The following is a 14,863-nucleotide window of genomic DNA, read 5'->3' as shown; positions in this document are numbered from 1 at the left end:
TGGACCGCGCGACAAACGTGCATCGCCGCGGGGCGCGACTCGGCCGGACCGGGATGGATAGGAGTCTCTTGTCGTTGGCCCCGCTGGGAAATGCGTAAGGTGCTGGACCCGAGCGGTGCCCGGCTCGCGGATCCACCGCGGCGAAGGGCTGGTGAAGATGCGGAACAAGGGGAGACGGCGGCCGCCGACCGGATTGGCGCGGTGGATGTTCCGGCTGCCGATTCAGCTGTACCGGCTGGGGCTGGGCCGAGTGCTCGGGTCGCGGTTCATGCTGCTGACCCACACCGGGCGCGTGACGGGACGGCAACGGCAGGTGGTGGTCGAAGTCGTCGGCGGTGGCCCGCACGAGGGCAGCTACTTCGCGTGTTCCGGCTACGGGGAAAAATCCGCCTGGTACCGGAACGTGCTCGCGCAACCGCAGGTGCGCATCCAGGTCGGCGACCGCCGCATGATCGCGGACGCCGAGCCGCTCGGTCCGCAGCAGGCGTCCGAGGTGATGGCCCGGTACGCGGCCCGGAACCCGCGCGCGGCGCGGGCGCTGTGCCGGTTCATGGGCTTCGATGTGGACGGCGGTGACGCGGATTTCCGCGCCGTGGGCCGGGAACTTCCGTTCGTCCGGTTCACGCCGCGGCCGTGACCGGAGCTGCGCCGGTGCTCAGAAGTCGTGCACGGCGTGGACCGCGTGCGGTGCTTGCGGGTGGTATCTGCGCAGGTGCACCCGGCGGGTGAGCCGGATGAGCGGGCGGATCAGCATTTCGATGCTGCCCAGCACGAACAGCCAGGTTCCCGCGTAGGTCAGGGCATCGGAGAAGAAGAACAGGCTGCCGACGACGAACCAGGTGCCGATCAGCAGGTCGTTGATGATGCTGACGACTTCGTAGCGGCGGTGGATCACCAGCTCGTCGCGGCCGATGTGCAGGACAACGGTCCCGGCTCCGCCGTCGTCGGTCGAGGTGGAAATGATCGCCTTCCTTTCGCCTGCACGGACGTCCTCGGGGGAGCACATCATTCGACGATGTGTCGCAGATAAGCGGCGGGGTTGTCGAGGTAGCGGCGCCAGTGCCCGACGAGTTCGAGTTCCTCCCAGCCGGTGCGGTGGAATCCCTCCTCGCTCACTTCGACGATGTCGGCTTCCGGGGTGGCGGCCAGGATCGGGGAGTGGGTCGCGCACACCACCTGCGCCCCGCTGCGGCCGAGCTCGTGCATGAGCCCGACCAGTTGCAGGCACGAGGTGAAGCTCAACGCGGCTTCGGGCTCGTCCAGCACGTAGAAGCCGGGCTTGTCGAACATCGACCGGAACACCGCCAGGAACCCCTCGCCGTGGGACAGCTGCGCGGTGTCCTCCTCCCAGTACCCGTGGACTCCGCCGAGCTTCTCGGTCATCTGGAACGCGGTTTCGGCGCGCAGGAAGAACCCTTGCTTCTTGGTGCGCGGGCCGCCCAGCATCCGTGCGGCCGCGGCGGTCTTGTCCAGCGCCAGTACCGCGCCGAGCGGGGTCTTGGCAGCATCCGGTCGCCCGCGCAGGGCGGCCAGCCTGCCGCCATAGGAGTCCAGGCCGAAGCCTTCCGCGATCGCCTCGACGAGCGTCGACTTGCCGGAGCCGTTGTCGCCGACCAGGAAAGTCACCGGCTTGTGGAAGTCCAGCCCGTGCTCGGCGAGTGCGGCCACGCACGGCACGGTGAACGGCCACCGGTCGCGCTGCGCGCGGTCGGGCTGGTTCGCCTCCCGGATGAAGGCGCGTTCGACGAACACGGGACTCCTCGACGTCGTTGGCAGCACACCCGTCCGTCGCACGGCCACCGGCATTCGACCGGCGCGACGGGATGCACGAGCGGGCCGGGCCGAGGATCGCACGCCGTGGTCGGCCGGATGGCGAAGTGGGCGCGCAACTCGCGGACAGCGCCGGGAAAACACGCGCGGGCGGACCTTCCCGCGGCCGAGGTCGGGGGCCGGTCGTCGTGGCGGCAGCTGCGCGGGCGGAAGCGGCACCGGCCGATGCGGATACCGTGACATGCCAAGATGGTCCTATGGCCGAGCACCCGAACGCCGCAGCGCCGCACCGCGTTTGGCGGGGCGTGGACGCGTCGCAACGGCAGGCGCGGCGACGTGCGCAGCTGGTGGCCGCCGGGTTCGCGTTGATGGGTGGCGACGGGTCAAAATCCGTCACGATGCGCGGAGTCTGCCGCGAGGCGGGGCTGACGGAGCGGTACTTCTACGAGAACTTCGGCAACCGCGAGCAGCTGCTGGTCGCCGTGCTGGACGAGACTGTCGAGCAGGCCCGCCAAGTGCTGCTGGACGCCGCCGAGCAGGCGTCTTCCCAGCAGCTCGACACGGTGCGGTACCTGGTGAGCGCGTTCACCGAGTTCGTCACCTCCGACCCGCGGCGAGGCCGGGTGCTGTTCGTGGAATCGCTGGCGGCGCCCGAGGTGGCCCAGCGGGGGCTACGGCTCGTGGAGGAGTTCACGTCGACGATCGCGGAGCTCATGCGCGGCGCGGAGCTCGGTGCTGCGCGGGCGGACGAGCAGGACGTGCGGCTCAACGCCTCCGCGATCTTCGGTGCGCTGGCGCACCTCTACCAGGCGTGGCTGGAAAAGCGCGTCGTCGTCTCGCGCGAGCGGTTCGTGGAGCACGTGGCCCAGGTGATCGAGAACGTGGGCGGCGCCGCTTCGCAGGTCGGCTGAGCCATCCGCTCAGCGACGCTTTATTGACAGAGCGTTAATAGCCGCGGATGCTCTCCGGGTGCGATGAGCAGCGCTCGGCGAGCTGGTCGGGTCGACGCTCACGTCTCGGTTTCGCATGCCGGATTCCTGTTGTGCCAGCGGGGAAGTTGCCACCGAGCAATGTTGACTTCGACTGATGTCAGAAATACCGTTCGCGATGACGTCGGACTTCAGGCGAGGAGGCGGGCGATGGTCGACGCTGGATCAGCGGACGGCAGCGCCGAGTGTCAACAGCGCCGCGTGGTGATCATCGGCGCCGGGTTCGGCGGGCTGGGCACGGCCGCGATGCTCAAGCGCGCCGGGATCGACGACTTCGTCCTGCTCGAACGGGCCGCGGAAGTCGGCGGCACGTGGGCGGTCAACACCTACCCGGGCGCGCAGTGCGACATCCCGTCGATCCTGTACTCGTTCTCGTTCGCGCCGAACCCGGACTGGAGCCGGCTCTACCCGCTGCAGCCGGAGATCAAGGCGTACCTCAACCGCTGCGCCGAAGAATTCGGCCTGCGCCCGCACCTGCGGTTCGGGCACGAAGTGCTCGAGGCCGCCTGGGACGACGACGCGCAGCACTGGACCGTCGTGACCGACCGGGGAACCTGGCAGGCGCAGGTGCTCGTCGGCGCCACCGGCCCCTTCAGCGAACCTTCCGTGCCCGAGCTGCCGGGCTTGGAGAACTTCCGGGGCGCCGTGTTCCACTCCGCGGCCTGGGACCACGAGCACGACCTCACCGGCGAGCGCGTCGCGATGATCGGTACCGGTGCGTCCGGGGTGCAGATCATTCCGCAGGTGCAGCCGGTGGCTCGCGCGCTGAAGGTCTTCCAGCGCACGCCCACCTGGATCATGCCGCACCCGGACCGCCGCATGACGCGCTTCGAGCAGCGGCTGTTCCGGCGTTTTCCCGCCGTGCAACGGATCGCGCGGGAATGCTTCGACCTGTTGCAGGAAGCGCTGGTGCCGGGCTTCGTGCACCGGCCCGGGCTGCTCAAGGGCATGGAATGGGTCGCCCGCGCGCACCTGCGCCGCCAGGTCCGCGATCGTGAGCTGCGGGCCAAGCTGCAGCCGTCCTACTCCTTCGGCTGCAAGCGGCCCACGTTCTCCAACGCCTACTACCCGGCGTTGACGCAGCCCAACACCGAGGTGGTCACGTCCGGAATCCGGCAGGTGCGGGAGAACGGGATCGTCACCGCCGACGGAACGCTGCACGAACTCGACGCGATCGTGCTGGGCACCGGGTTCCGGATGACCGACAACCCCGTTTTCGACCGGGTGCGGGGAAAGCACGGCCGCAGCTTGAACGAGGTGTGGCAGGGTGATGCGCAGGCTTACCTGGGCACGACGATCAGCGGGTTCCCCAACTTCTTCTTCCTGCTCGGGCCGAACTCCGTCGTCTACACCTCGCAGGTCGTGACGATCGAGGCGCAGGTCAACTACATCCTGAGCTGCCTGCGCCAGCTCCAGCGGCAACGACTGTCCAGTATGGACGTCCGGCCGGAGGTGCAGCGGTCCTTCGCCGACGAGGTCGAGCACCGGCTGCGCGGCTCGGTGTGGAACACCGGCGGATGCAGCAGCTACTACCTCACCGAGGCGGGGCGCAACTTCGTGTTCTACCCGGGATTCAACCGGGGCTTCCGCGCCCGAACGCGCGAGGCCGAACTGGCCGACTACCACACACGCAGCGCTGACCGGGCGAACCGGCACAGCGCGATCCCCTCGCAGCGAAGGACGTCATGATGTTCCGATTTCCCCGCATCGGCAGGAATCCGGTCGTCGATCCGCGCGGCGCTCGGCGCTACACCGAGGAAGCGCACGTGATCACGCCGCGCGACGTGGAGTTCTCCTGGGACGGGGTCCCGATGCACTACATCCCCGGAGAACCGCTGGCTACGCACGTCATCAACTTCATGCACCTGGTGCTGCCCGAGGGCGAGCGGGCCATGTCCAAGGCGCTGTCCGAGTCGCTGCCGCTGATCGAAGATGCGCGGCTGCACGAGGAAGTCGTCGGTTTCGTCGGCCAGGAGGCCACGCACGCGTCCTCGCACGAAGGCGCGCGGGAGCACTTGACCTCGATCGGCCTGGACACCGAGCCGATGACGCGCAAGCTGGAGTGGATGGTCGACCACGTCCTCGGCGAACGGGGGCTCAAGGGCCGTGCCAAACATGCGTGGCTGTGCGAACGGCTCGGGATGTTCGCGGCGCTGGAGCACTACACCGCGGTGATCGGCGAGTGGTTGCTGCACGCGGAAGTGTTGGAGCGCAAGGGAATGCACCCGACGATGCTGGACCTCGTTCGCTGGCACGGCGCCGAGGAGGTCGAGCACCGCAACGTCGCCTTCGACGCGTTCATGTACGTCGACGGCAGCTACGCACGTCGGGTTCGCACGGCGCTGCTGGCGAGTTTCACGTTGCTGGTGCTGCTGCTGTCCTCGCTGAACTACCTGTTCAAGAAGGACCCGTCGAAGAACAAGGGCCGCTTCTGGTTCTTGCAACTGCTCAGCGCCATGCGCCGCGGCGTGGTCCCGAACATCATGCTGTTCCTGACCGAGATCCCGAAGTACCTGAACCCGCGCTTCCACCCTTCGCAGCTCGGCAGCATGGACGCCGCGGTGCGTTACCTGGCGCGGTCTCCAGCAGCCAACGCCGGTGGCACGGCCTCGTAGCGGTAGGCGGATCATGACCATGAGCACGCGACAAGACCGTCCCGCGTTCGAGCCTTCGTGGGTGTTGCGGGCGGTGGGCGGATTCAGCGCCGCCTACCGGCACCTGTTCGCCGCGAGCAGTGCCGCACCGCTCCTTTCGCGGCCGAAACCGGTGCGCCGCAGCGGATTCGACCTCTATCTCGTCATCGATCGAATACGTCCGGAAACCGCCGACGTCGTCAGCGTGCGACTGTCCGATCCGGACGGTGGTGCGCTGCCGAGCTGGGTTCCGGGAGCGCACATCGACGTCTTCCTGCCTTCCGGGAAGCAGCGGCAGTACTCGCTGTGCGGCGATCCCGCCGACCGGTTCGGCTACCGGATCGCGGTCCGCAGGCTCGCCGACGGCCTGGGCGGGTCGCGCGAGGTGCACGACGAGCTCGAACCGGGCGACCGCATCACGATTCGCGGGCCGCGCAACGCTTTCCGGCTGGTCGATGCGGAGTCGTACCTGTTCGTCGCGGGCGGCATCGGGATCACTCCGATCCTGCCGATGGTGCGGGAGTGCCACCGGCGCGGCTCGCCGTGGCGGATGGTCTACCTCGGACGGTCCCGGGAGAGCCTGCCGTTCCTGGACGAGCTGGCCGGATACGGCAGCGGGGTGGTCGACGTCCGCCCGGACGACGAGCACGGGCCGCCGGACATCACGGCGATCCTGCCCGAGGCGTTACCCGGCGCGGCGGTCTACCTGTGCGGACCGGCGCCGCTGATGACCACCGCCCGCGACCTGCTGCGCGAGATCAACCCGAGCGGTTCCTTGCACACCGAGCGGTTCTCCCCGTTGCCGGTGCGCGACGGCGTCCCGTTCGCGGTGCGCCTCGCGCGCAGCGGGATCGACGTGCAGGTGCCGTCGGACGAGTCCGCGCTGGCCGCGATCCGCCGCGAGCTGCCGGGTGTGCCCTACTCGTGCCAGCAGGGCTTCTGCGGCTCCTGCAAGGTCCGGGTGCTCGCCGGAGAGGTGGAGCACCGGGACAGGCTGCTGCCGGACGACGAACGCGCGGATTCGATGCTGATCTGCGTGTCGCGTTCGGCGGGCGAGCAGCTCACCATCGACCTCTGATCAGCCGCGCCGTGGAAGGACCGGTTCCGCATGACCCGCTGGTACCCGCTAGCCGAATCCGATGACGATTTCCTGTGCTACGCCGAATTCCGCTTCGCGCACACCGTGGAAGTGCCGGTCGCGGCCGAGCACGTGTGGGCGGCGTTCAGCGCCGATGACGCGCTGGTGTCGTTCTCCCGGTCGATCACCGCAGCGGAGTGGACCTCACCGCGGCCGTTCGGGGTCGGCACCACCCGGACGGTGACGGTCGGGCACGGTGCCGCGTCGCTGCGGGAGCGGTTTTACCGCTGGGACGGGGAATCGCGGATGACGTTCACAGTGGACGCGGCGAATCGGCCGGGCTTGCGGCGGTTCGCCGAGGACGTCGCGCTCGAACCGATCGCCGGGGGCACGCGGTTCACCTGGACCTTCGCGGTGGAGCCAGGGCCCGGGCTCGCTCCGGTGCTGGCGGCGTCCCGGCCGCTGCTGCTCAAAGCGACGCGGGGCTTCGCCGAAGGGGCCGCTCGCCGGGCGGAATCCGGTGCGCGGGGAGGTGCGCGATGACGAGCGGAACCGTTGAGCGAACGTCGGGAAGAGCCCGGCTTGCGGCGACTCTCCGCGATCTCGGCGTCCCGTTGCCCGGCGGAACCTGCTACGACGTCGCCGGCAAGGTCGTCGTGATCACCGGCGGAGCGGACGGGATCGGTTTCGCCCTCGCCCGGATCCTGCACGACGAGCGCGCCGTGGTCGCGCTGGTGGACGTGGACGGCGCTGCCCTGGCCGCCGCCGAGCGCGCGTTGGGCGGGCGACGAGTCCTGACCGCCGTCGCCGACGTCCGCGACCGCGCCGCGATGGACGCCGCTGTGCGCGAGATCGCAACGGAGGCCGGGGGCATCGACGTGATCGTCGCCAACGCAGGCGTGACGCCACCGCCCGCGACGCTGCGCCAGATCGACCCGGCCGACTTCGACCGCGTGGTGGACATCAACCTGACCGGCGCGTTCAACACCGTCCGCCCGGCGATCGACGAGGTCATCGCCCGCCGGGGACACGTGGTGGTGGTCTCGTCGGCGGCGGCGTTCTCGCCCGCGCTCGGAGGTGCCGCGTACGTGCTGAGCAAAGCGGCCGTCGAGCAGCTCGGCCGGATTCTGCGCCTGGAACTCGCCGGACACGGTGCCACCGCGGGAGTCGCCTACTTCGGCATCGTGGACACCCGCCTCGCGCGGTCCACACTGGACGAAGATGAACTGGGTGCGGAGCTGAACTCGCGGCTGCCATGGCCGCTGCGCCGCCGCATCACGCCGCAGCGCGCGGCGCGCTCGGTCGCTCGCGGGATCGCCCGGCGGGCCGGCAGCACCACGGTTCCTCGCTCCTGGCAGCCGTGGGGGCTGCTGCGCGGGCTGCTGAACGTGCTCATCGACGGTCAGCTCGTCACCGACCGGCGCAGCCACGCGTTCATCCGCGACTTGGAAGCCAGGACCGACCGGCAGGCGGCGAACTCGCCCGCGGATTCGGGAAAACCGTCATGACCCTCCGCGCGGTGCGGGTGACCAGCGCTGCATGACCGTCCGGATGCCGATCGGCGGCCGAGTCTCGGTCCGCTCCCGCGCACTCGCGGCGGTGCTGCGCCGGACGCTGCGGCCCCTGATCGAGCGGGCTCCGATCACCGCGGACAGCGTGCGGCGCGTCCGGTCGATCACCGGTGAGCTGGGGCCGCTGCTCGGCCCCGCCCCGCGCGGAACGCGGGTGCACCGGGTGCCCGAAATCCGCGCGGACCTGGTCCGCACGGGACGCGGCGCGCGGCGGGTGATCCTCTACGCCCACGGCGGCGGATTCGTGCTGGGTTCGTCCAAGCTCTGGCGCGCGCAGGTCGCGCGGCTGTCGTCACTGTCCGGGGCGCCGGTGCTGTCGGTGGACTACCGGACCGTGCCGGAACACCGCATGCAAGACGGTGTCGAGGATTGCCTCGACGCGTACCGATGGCTGCTCGAGCGCGGGTATTCCGGCGATGACGTGGTGCTGGCCGGGGATTCGGCCGGTGCGAACCTGGCCTTCGCGGTCGCCCTGCGCGCGCGGGAGCGGGGGCTGCCGCGCCCGGCTGCGATCGCCGCGACGTCGCCATGGCTCGATCTCGCGGGCAGCGGCCCTTCCTACGAAGCGAACCGGCTGCTCGATCCGTACCTGCCCGCCAGGGCCGCCGCCGAGGTGGCGCGGATGTGCGCGCTCGACGCGGAGCCGACCGACCCGCTGCTGTCGCCCCGCTACGCCGCCTTGCACGGGCTGCCGCCCGCACTGATCCAGGTCGGCTCGATCGACCTGCTCCGCAGCGACGGTGAAGTGATGGCGCACCGGTTGGGAAAGGCGGGCGTGCCGTGTGAACTGCAGGTGTGGAACGGGCAGATGCACGCCTTCACCTTGCTGGCGGGTGTGCTCCCGGAGGCGCGAGCGGCGCTGCGCGAACTGGGCGCCTTCACCGCGCGGTGCACCGACCGGCCGGGCTGACGGTTCGTCCTGCCGCTCAGCCGGGCTCCTGCGAGGCCACCACGTTCGGAAAGGTCGTGACGAGCACGTGCAGGATCACGTCGGTCAGCAGCACGTGCAGATCGCTGCGCGAAAGCGCCCCGCGCACCAGCCATTCCCGCGATGCGGCGCGGATCATGCTGCCGTAGGAGCGGATGATAGCCCGCAGCGTCTCGCGGTTCTCGACGACCTCGGTCATCATCGCCGCTTCCAGCACGCGGTCGGCGGCGATCTCGTCGCCTTCCGCGAGGATCTCCTCGACCTCCGGGTCACGTCCCATGGCTTCCGGGCCGATCGCGGTCAGCCACATCTCCTTGTTGCGCTCCACCACGTCCAGCCACCGATCCACGCTGATGGCCAGGCGCTGCTCCATGCTGGTTTTGGGCAGGTGCTCGGTCACCGTCGCCGGGATGACCATCATCTGCCGGATCACTTCCAGGTACAGCCCGCGCTTGCCGCCGAAGTAGTGGTTGATCAGGCCGCGGGCGACGCCCGCCTCGTCGGCGAGGTCGGCGGTGGAGATCGAGGAATAGGTGCCCGCACCGAACACCCGCCGCGCGGCGGCGAGGATCTCCGCTTTGCGCGCTTCCGGATCGAGGCGCCTGCGTGGTGCCGAGGACCGCACACTCATGCGCACCACCTTATCTTCAGCGGGTCAACGGTCTCATCCGGAAACGGCGCGGAAGCCGTGAATATCCGCTGCGACGTGGGAATCGAGTTGTTGGCGATCCGCCAATCAGCGGCCGTGCCCGCCGGTCGGCGCTGGATCAAGTCGCGCGGGTCGTGGGAGCACCCTGCTGGACCCAGGGCAGGTGACTCGGCAGATCGCGCCCGACGGTTCCGGGGAAGTTCGGGGCGCGGCGTTCCAGGAACGACGCCACACCCTCCATCGCGTCCTCGTTCGCCGGCAGCCCCGCGATCAGCCGGGAGTCGATCGGCGCCGACGCAGAAGTCCTTGCCCTCGCCGGTGAACACGACGTCGCGGACGTCCTCGTCCCGGTCCGCGCGGTCGAACGCGTCGGCCAGCTCGTCGGCCATGCCGGCGGTGTGAGCGTTGCGGGCGCGCGGGCGGTTCAGCGAGATCGTGGCGACCGGGCCGGTGCGCGCGTAGCTGATCTCTTCGCAGTGCTCCACTGGCGCACTTCCTCTCTTGCGGCGGCAAGCGTAGCCAGTGGTGAAATATTGACAAGTTGTCAATAATTCACCAACGCTGGGTCGTTGCCGCGATCCGTTGCGGCCCAAGGAAGTTCGGCCGCTTCCATCGGCCGGCTCGGGTCGGTGCCGAGGCGAGCGCCCGATGCAATGACAGCGCCGGAAGAGACGCTCGACGCGGCGTTGTGCGAGGACGGCTCGCCGACCTGAGCAGCCGTGACCCGAACTCTATTGACAGTGCGGCAACGGATCGTGAGGGTGGCGCAGGTCATACGTGGTGCCGTCCGGCGCGGCCGCGGGGCGGCCCCGGCCAGGTGGTGGTGACGGCGAAGGCGAAGGGGCCTGCGATGAGATCACTGGTGGCTCTCCGGCGACGCCTGCTCGGGCTGACCTTCGTCGCGTTCGTGGTGCTGATCCCGGTGCTGTGCATCGCCGTCTACCGCGGTGCCTTCAGCCGCGATTCCGAGGTCGTGCTGCGCGCCGGATCGCTCGGGAACCAGATCCTGCCGCAGTCCAACGTCAAGGTCCGCGGCATGATCGTGGGCCAAGTCCGCGAGGTCGTCCCGGTCCCCGGCGGCGCGCAGCTGCGGTTGGCGATCGCCCCGGACAAGATCAGCCGGATTCCCGCGAACGTCTCGGCGCAGCTGTTGCCCAGCACGCTGTTCGGCGAGCGGTACGTCGCGCTGCGGCCACCCGCGGACGAGTCGTCGAGGCCGCTGACCGCCGGTGACGTCATCGAGCAGGACCGCTCGAAGGCATCGGTCGAACTGCAGCAGGTGCTCGCCGACACGATGCCCGTGCTGCAAGCGGTTCGTCCGCAGGACCTCGCGGTCACGCTCAACGGACTGAGCCAGGCGCTGGACGGCCGCGGCAGATCGGTTGGCGAGACGATTTCGGAGCTGAACCGGTACGTGGCCGGGCTGAACCCGTCGCTGCCGCAACTGCAGCAGAACCTGCGCGAAGCAGTGGGTGTCGCCGAAACCTACGAGCAGGCGGCGCCGGACGTCCTCGAAGGGCTCGGCGAGCTGAGCAGCACGGCCCGGACGCTGGTCGAACAGCGCGCGAACCTCAGCGCGCTGACCGGGCAGCTCACCGCGACATCCGAGGACACGACCGGTTTCCTCCAGGGCAACTCCGAGAACCTGATCCGGATGAACGCCTCGGCCCGTCCCACGCTCGACGTGCTGGCGAAGTACGCGCCCGAGTACCCGTGCGTGTTCGCGCAGAGCGCCGGGATCATCCCCGAGGTCAACCGGGTGTTCGGGGTGGGCACCGCGGAGCCGGGTGTGCACATCACGCTGGAGGTCGTGCCCAACCGGGGCAAGTACGTGCCCAGCGATGCCGCGGTCTACGGCGACGAGCGCGGGCCGCGCTGCTACCCGATGGTGCGGGCGCCCCAATATCCGCCGGACGGCCCGGTGCAGGACGGCACGTCGTCGCCGCCGCCTGCGCGGACCGGGGATCAGGGTGTGCTGCCGAGTTCCGATGCTTCCTCGTCCGCGAACTCGGGGGCTTCCGGGGGCGCCGCGCCGGAGCTCGGGGTCGCCAACTCGCCGGCGGAGCGCGAGCTGATCGCCGCGATCGCGGCACCCCCGCAGGGCGCGGATGTGCCGCCGTGGTCGAGCCTGCTGCTCGGCCCGTTGTTCCGCGGCACCGAGATCACCGCCCGCTGAACCACCGTTGACCGGGGCCCGTCAGCTATCGAGCAACGGCGCTCATGACCGTCCGGGTTCGAGGCCGCCGAGGAGCAACGGTTCGGCTGCCGCTCGCAGACGGCGGCGGAACCCGCCTCGTGACGGTTCGCAGCGAGGCGGGCTCGGAGCCGCCGGGGTCAGGGCAGGGTGCGGATGGTCAGGCCCGCGGTGCGGAGCCGTTCGAGCAGGGCCGAACCCATGGCGGTGGCGGCGGTGACCTGTCCCGCGGTGCTCGGCAGGTCGTCGAAGGCCAGGCACAGCGCGGATTCGGCGAGCATCTTCGCGGTTTCGTCGTAGCCCGGGTCGCCACCGGCGAACTCGGTCTGCACCTGCTGCCCGCCGGCTTCGCCGGTGAAGCGCACCGAGAACCACGACTTCGCGCGGTCTTGCTCGGCCGGGCCGGTGCCGGGGGCGCGGACGGTGGCCAGCGCACGCCGCGCGGGCGGAATCTGCGCGAGCAGCCCGAGGGCTCCGAGCCCGGCGATCCCGCCGACCAGTACGGGAAGCCGTTTGACGGCGGCGTATTGCCGGTAGGTGAAGTCCGGCCCGTACTCGGGCAGCGCGGCAGCCGAGCGGGCGACGATCCGCGGGTCGAGCGTGGGCATCGGCGCCAGCCACATGCCGCTTCCGTGGTCGCGGCGCGGCGATCCGAGGGGCGTGTGGATCCGCCGGTTCTCGGGGCGGGTCTCGACGCGGCGGCGCTGTTTCGCGGCGTCGGCCATCTGGCGCGGCCGGGACAGCGCCGTCAGCACCGATGCGTAGGTGCCGCCGGAGAAGGACGCGTTGGTCCGGACCTGGCCGGTGATGGTGACGGGTCGCTCGGCGGGCAGCTGCCGCACTGTGTGGTAAACGCCCAGGTCGTAGGGGATCGAGTCGAACCCGCAGGCGTGCACGATCCGGGCGCCGTTGCGCACGGCGGTCTCGTGGTGCCGCAGGTACATCCGGTCGACGAACTCCGGCTCGCCGGTCAGGTCGACGTAGTCGGTTCCCGCTGCGGCACATGCGGCGACCAGCGGCTCGCCGTACTGCACGTACGGCCCAACGGTGGTGATCAGCACCCGGGTGCTCTCGGCGAGCTTGCGCAGGCTGGCCTCGTCGGTGCTGTCGGCGTGCAGCAGCGGGAGGTCCGCGCAAGCGGGATTCCGTTCGCTGAGCCGTTTCCGCACGTCAGCCAGCTTGTTCTCGTTGCGGCCCGCGAGCGCCCAGCGGCATCCGGGCGGCACGGCTCCGGCGAGATACTCGGCCGTGAGCTCACCGGCGAACCCGGTGGCGCCCAGCAGCACCACGTCGTAGCTGCGTTCACTCGTCATCCGCTGGAGATCCTTCCCGTTCCCGACCGCGCTCGTCCTCGCAGCAGCGATCGTAACGGCGTTATAGCGCCGGTCTCCATCCCACCGCCGCGCCGGACCCAGGCGCCCATGACGAGCGGCGCTCCGACCCGCACAGCGCGCCGCGCTGGTCGTGCCGCATCACGGCGGACCCGACTGCACAGCGGCGGCTGCACTAGCAGGTGGCGGCGAAGTCGCCAGCGCGTACTTCGGCAAGGCAACGCACGACTTCGCCGCGCGCAACGAGCGCATCCGGCTGATCGAAGGGCCGGAGCTCAAGCACCTGCTCAAGGAGCACCTCGACCTCGACGTGGTCATCGGCGCGAAGATCCCGAACCGGAAGAACTGACCGATGCCGCGTCGTAGCTGGGAGCGCGGGCCCGGCCGCTCGCGCTGATCAGACCGGCGTGAGTTCGCTTTCGGTGAGGTCGGTGTTGGCGAGCAGGTACTTGATGACCTGCTGCGGTTCGGTGTCGTGAGTGAGCAGGGCCATGGCACCGGTTTCGGGCCAATAGTTTGCGACCAGAACGATCTCGGTTCCGGAGACGAGGGCGAGCGGGCAGATGTCGCGGCCATCGTCGGGTGCAGGGCTGAAGGGCTGGCGGAGGCGCTCCTCGGCTTTGAGGGGCGACATCGTCAGTCTGGCGACCGGGGCAGCGTCGGTGAAGTCGCTCCAACGGTTCAGCGGAAGAAGCTGCAGTGGGGGCGGAGTCCAGGGCCGTTGACGATCCATCTCGGCGACCACTTTGGACAGAAACATGCGCAGCGTCTCGTCGCTGTGCGGCTGGGGAATGTTGGCTCCCAGGTCCGCACCGTTGGCCACGGCGTACGCGAGGGCGTCGTACTGCTCCTGCTGGGTCAGCGTGACGTAAGGCTCGGCGAGGAACCGCTGAGCTTCGCGGGCGGCCAGCTCATCGGTGAGCTCCTCAGCGAACTGCACGCAGTAGACGAGGCCGTCGACCGGCCGGCGCCAGGATTCGCCGGGCATGGATCTCCTCGAGCTGTTCGTCGGCGGAATTCGCGGGGCCTCGCTGCCGATCGTCGGGACCGAACACCCCGGCACCGACACTGGACACGCCGAAGTAGCTGCTGAACACCGCGGCAGTCCGTGCTTACCCGACCGGCGCGAAATCGCTTTCGGTGAGATCGGTGTTGGCGACCAGGTAGTCGACGATCTGCTGCGGTTCGGCGGCGTGGGTGAGTACGGCCATGTCGCCGGTTTCGGGCCAGTAGTCGGCGACCAGAGCGATCTCGTTGCCGGATGTGAGGGCGAGCAGGCAGATGCGGCGCCCGTCGTCCGGCCGCTGGACGAAGCCGTGCCGGAGTCGTTCCCTGACGTCGGTGACCGACAGCTTGAGTGCTGCTACGGGGGGTGCGTCGGTGAAGTCGCTCCAGCGGTCGAACGGCAGTACGCGCAGCGGGGGTTCAGTCCAGGGCCGCTGGCGGTCCATTTCGGCGACCACTTTGGACAAAAACTCGCGCAGCTGATCGTCGGAATGCGGCGGTTCGATGTTGCCGCCGAGGTCGTTGCCGTAGGCCACGGCGTGCATGAGCGCGTCGTACTGTTCCTGCTGAGTCAGTGTGACGGTAGGCTGGGCGAGCATACGCTGGGCATGATGGGCAGCCAGTTCGTCGGTGAGTTCATCAGCGAACTGCACGCTGTAGACCACGTTGCGGACCGGCGAGCGCCAGGCTTCGTTGTTGGGCATCGCTTTCCTCT

16 protein-coding genes and 1 pseudogene are annotated in these 14,863 nt (G+C 69.7%); 10 read left to right on the top strand and 7 right to left on the bottom strand.

Annotated elements, in window-relative coordinates:
* The first annotated feature begins 115 nt into the window (after positions 1 to 115).
* The gene (locus INP57_RS19810; RefSeq protein WP_307850178.1) at positions 116 to 637 is read left to right on the top strand and encodes a nitroreductase family deazaflavin-dependent oxidoreductase; all 522 of its coding nucleotides are present in this window, start codon (positions 116 to 118) and stop codon (positions 635 to 637) included.
* A gap of 18 nt (positions 638 to 655) precedes the next feature.
* Here INP57_RS19810 and INP57_RS19805 read toward each other — a convergent pair whose 3' ends face one another.
* Together INP57_RS19805 and INP57_RS19800 are read right to left on the bottom strand one after the other, a co-directional pair.
* Positions 656 to 1,006, bottom strand: coding sequence for a YrhK family protein (locus INP57_RS19805; protein ID WP_200071765.1), 351 nt, complete (start codon positions 1,004 to 1,006; stop codon positions 656 to 658).
* Entirely contained in the window at positions 1,006 to 1,752 is a 747-nt protein-coding gene (locus tag INP57_RS19800) for an AAA family ATPase (RefSeq protein ID WP_200071764.1), read from the bottom strand. Before INP57_RS19800 ends, INP57_RS19805 begins: the two co-directional genes overlap by 1 nt.
* A gap of 275 nt (positions 1,753 to 2,027) precedes the next feature.
* Here INP57_RS19800 and INP57_RS19795 point away from each other — a divergent pair, with 275 nt between their 5' ends.
* The 7 genes from INP57_RS19795 to INP57_RS19765 all read left to right on the top strand — a co-directional run bounded on the left by INP57_RS19795 (position 2,028) and on the right by INP57_RS19765 (position 8,951).
* Positions 2,028 to 2,681, top strand: coding sequence for a TetR/AcrR family transcriptional regulator (locus INP57_RS19795; RefSeq protein WP_200071763.1), 654 nt, complete (start codon positions 2,028 to 2,030; stop codon positions 2,679 to 2,681).
* A 228-nt stretch (positions 2,682 to 2,909) separates the two neighbouring features.
* A complete protein-coding gene (locus INP57_RS19790; protein ID WP_200071762.1) occupies positions 2,910 to 4,448 on the top strand; it encodes a flavin-containing monooxygenase in 1,539 nt (512 codons plus the stop codon).
* A complete protein-coding gene (locus tag INP57_RS19785; protein ID WP_200071761.1) occupies positions 4,448 to 5,374 on the top strand; it encodes a metal-dependent hydrolase in 927 nt (308 codons plus the stop codon). Before INP57_RS19790 ends, INP57_RS19785 begins: the two co-directional genes overlap by 1 nt.
* 19 nt (positions 5,375 to 5,393) lie before the next feature.
* Positions 5,394 to 6,470: a PDR/VanB family oxidoreductase gene (locus INP57_RS19780; RefSeq protein WP_200071760.1), complete on the top strand. Its 1,077-nt coding sequence runs from the start codon at positions 5,394 to 5,396 to the stop codon at positions 6,468 to 6,470.
* A gap of 30 nt (positions 6,471 to 6,500) precedes the next feature.
* Positions 6,501 to 7,013, top strand: coding sequence for an SRPBCC family protein (locus INP57_RS19775; protein ID WP_200071759.1), 513 nt, complete (start codon positions 6,501 to 6,503; stop codon positions 7,011 to 7,013).
* A complete protein-coding gene (locus tag INP57_RS19770; RefSeq protein WP_200071758.1) occupies positions 7,010 to 7,978 on the top strand; it encodes a short-chain dehydrogenase/reductase in 969 nt (322 codons plus the stop codon). The genes INP57_RS19775 and INP57_RS19770 overlap by 4 nt, the downstream gene beginning before the upstream one ends.
* Positions 7,979 to 8,009: 31 nt before the next feature.
* Positions 8,010 to 8,951, top strand: a complete 942-nt coding sequence (locus tag INP57_RS19765) for an alpha/beta hydrolase (protein WP_200071757.1) — start codon at positions 8,010 to 8,012, stop codon at positions 8,949 to 8,951.
* A gap of 16 nt (positions 8,952 to 8,967) precedes the next feature.
* Here INP57_RS19765 and INP57_RS19760 read toward each other — a convergent pair whose 3' ends face one another.
* Together INP57_RS19760 and INP57_RS30100 are read right to left on the bottom strand one after the other, a co-directional pair.
* Entirely contained in the window at positions 8,968 to 9,600 is a 633-nt protein-coding gene (locus INP57_RS19760) for a TetR/AcrR family transcriptional regulator (protein WP_200071756.1), read from the bottom strand.
* Between the two features lie 302 nt (positions 9,601 to 9,902).
* Positions 9,903 to 10,103 (bottom strand): annotated as a pseudogene (locus INP57_RS30100) (enoyl-CoA hydratase-related protein); the annotation flags it as partial.
* A 365-nt stretch (positions 10,104 to 10,468) separates the two neighbouring features.
* Between INP57_RS30100 and INP57_RS19750 the strand changes: the two are divergent.
* On the top strand, positions 10,469 to 11,794 hold the full coding sequence (locus tag INP57_RS19750; RefSeq protein ID WP_200071754.1) for an MCE family protein: 1,326 nt from the start codon (positions 10,469 to 10,471) through the stop codon (positions 11,792 to 11,794).
* A 158-nt stretch (positions 11,795 to 11,952) separates the two neighbouring features.
* Here the strand turns inward: INP57_RS19750 and INP57_RS19745 are convergent, their stop codons facing one another.
* Positions 11,953 to 13,125: a saccharopine dehydrogenase family protein gene (locus INP57_RS19745; protein WP_200071753.1), complete on the bottom strand. Its 1,173-nt coding sequence runs from the start codon at positions 13,123 to 13,125 to the stop codon at positions 11,953 to 11,955.
* Positions 13,126 to 13,276: 151 nt separating this feature from the next.
* Between INP57_RS19745 and INP57_RS19740 the strand changes: the two genes are divergently transcribed.
* Positions 13,277 to 13,492 (top strand): PDDEXK family nuclease, encoded by a 216-nt coding sequence (locus INP57_RS19740; RefSeq protein WP_200071752.1) that lies wholly within the window; start codon positions 13,277 to 13,279, stop codon positions 13,490 to 13,492.
* 48 nt (positions 13,493 to 13,540) lie between these two features.
* Here the strand turns inward: INP57_RS19740 and INP57_RS19735 are convergent, their stop codons facing one another.
* Both INP57_RS19735 and INP57_RS19730 read right to left on the bottom strand, forming a co-directional pair.
* Positions 13,541 to 14,131, bottom strand: coding sequence for a hypothetical protein (locus tag INP57_RS19735; RefSeq protein WP_200071751.1), 591 nt, complete (start codon positions 14,129 to 14,131; stop codon positions 13,541 to 13,543).
* A gap of 124 nt (positions 14,132 to 14,255) precedes the next feature.
* Positions 14,256 to 14,852 carry a hypothetical protein gene (locus INP57_RS19730; protein ID WP_200071750.1) on the bottom strand — a complete coding sequence of 199 codons (597 nt, stop codon included), beginning with the start codon at positions 14,850 to 14,852 and terminating at the stop codon, positions 14,256 to 14,258.
* Positions 14,853 to 14,863 lie beyond the last annotated feature (11 nt).

Origin of the sequence: Saccharopolyspora galaxeae (genome assembly GCF_016526145.1) — a bacterium.
GTDB classification, from domain to species: domain Bacteria; phylum Actinomycetota; class Actinomycetes; order Mycobacteriales; family Pseudonocardiaceae; genus Saccharopolyspora_C; species Saccharopolyspora_C galaxeae.
The sequence above is the reverse complement of the archived record's forward strand: the minus strand, read 5'-3'. Positions and strand labels throughout refer to the sequence as shown.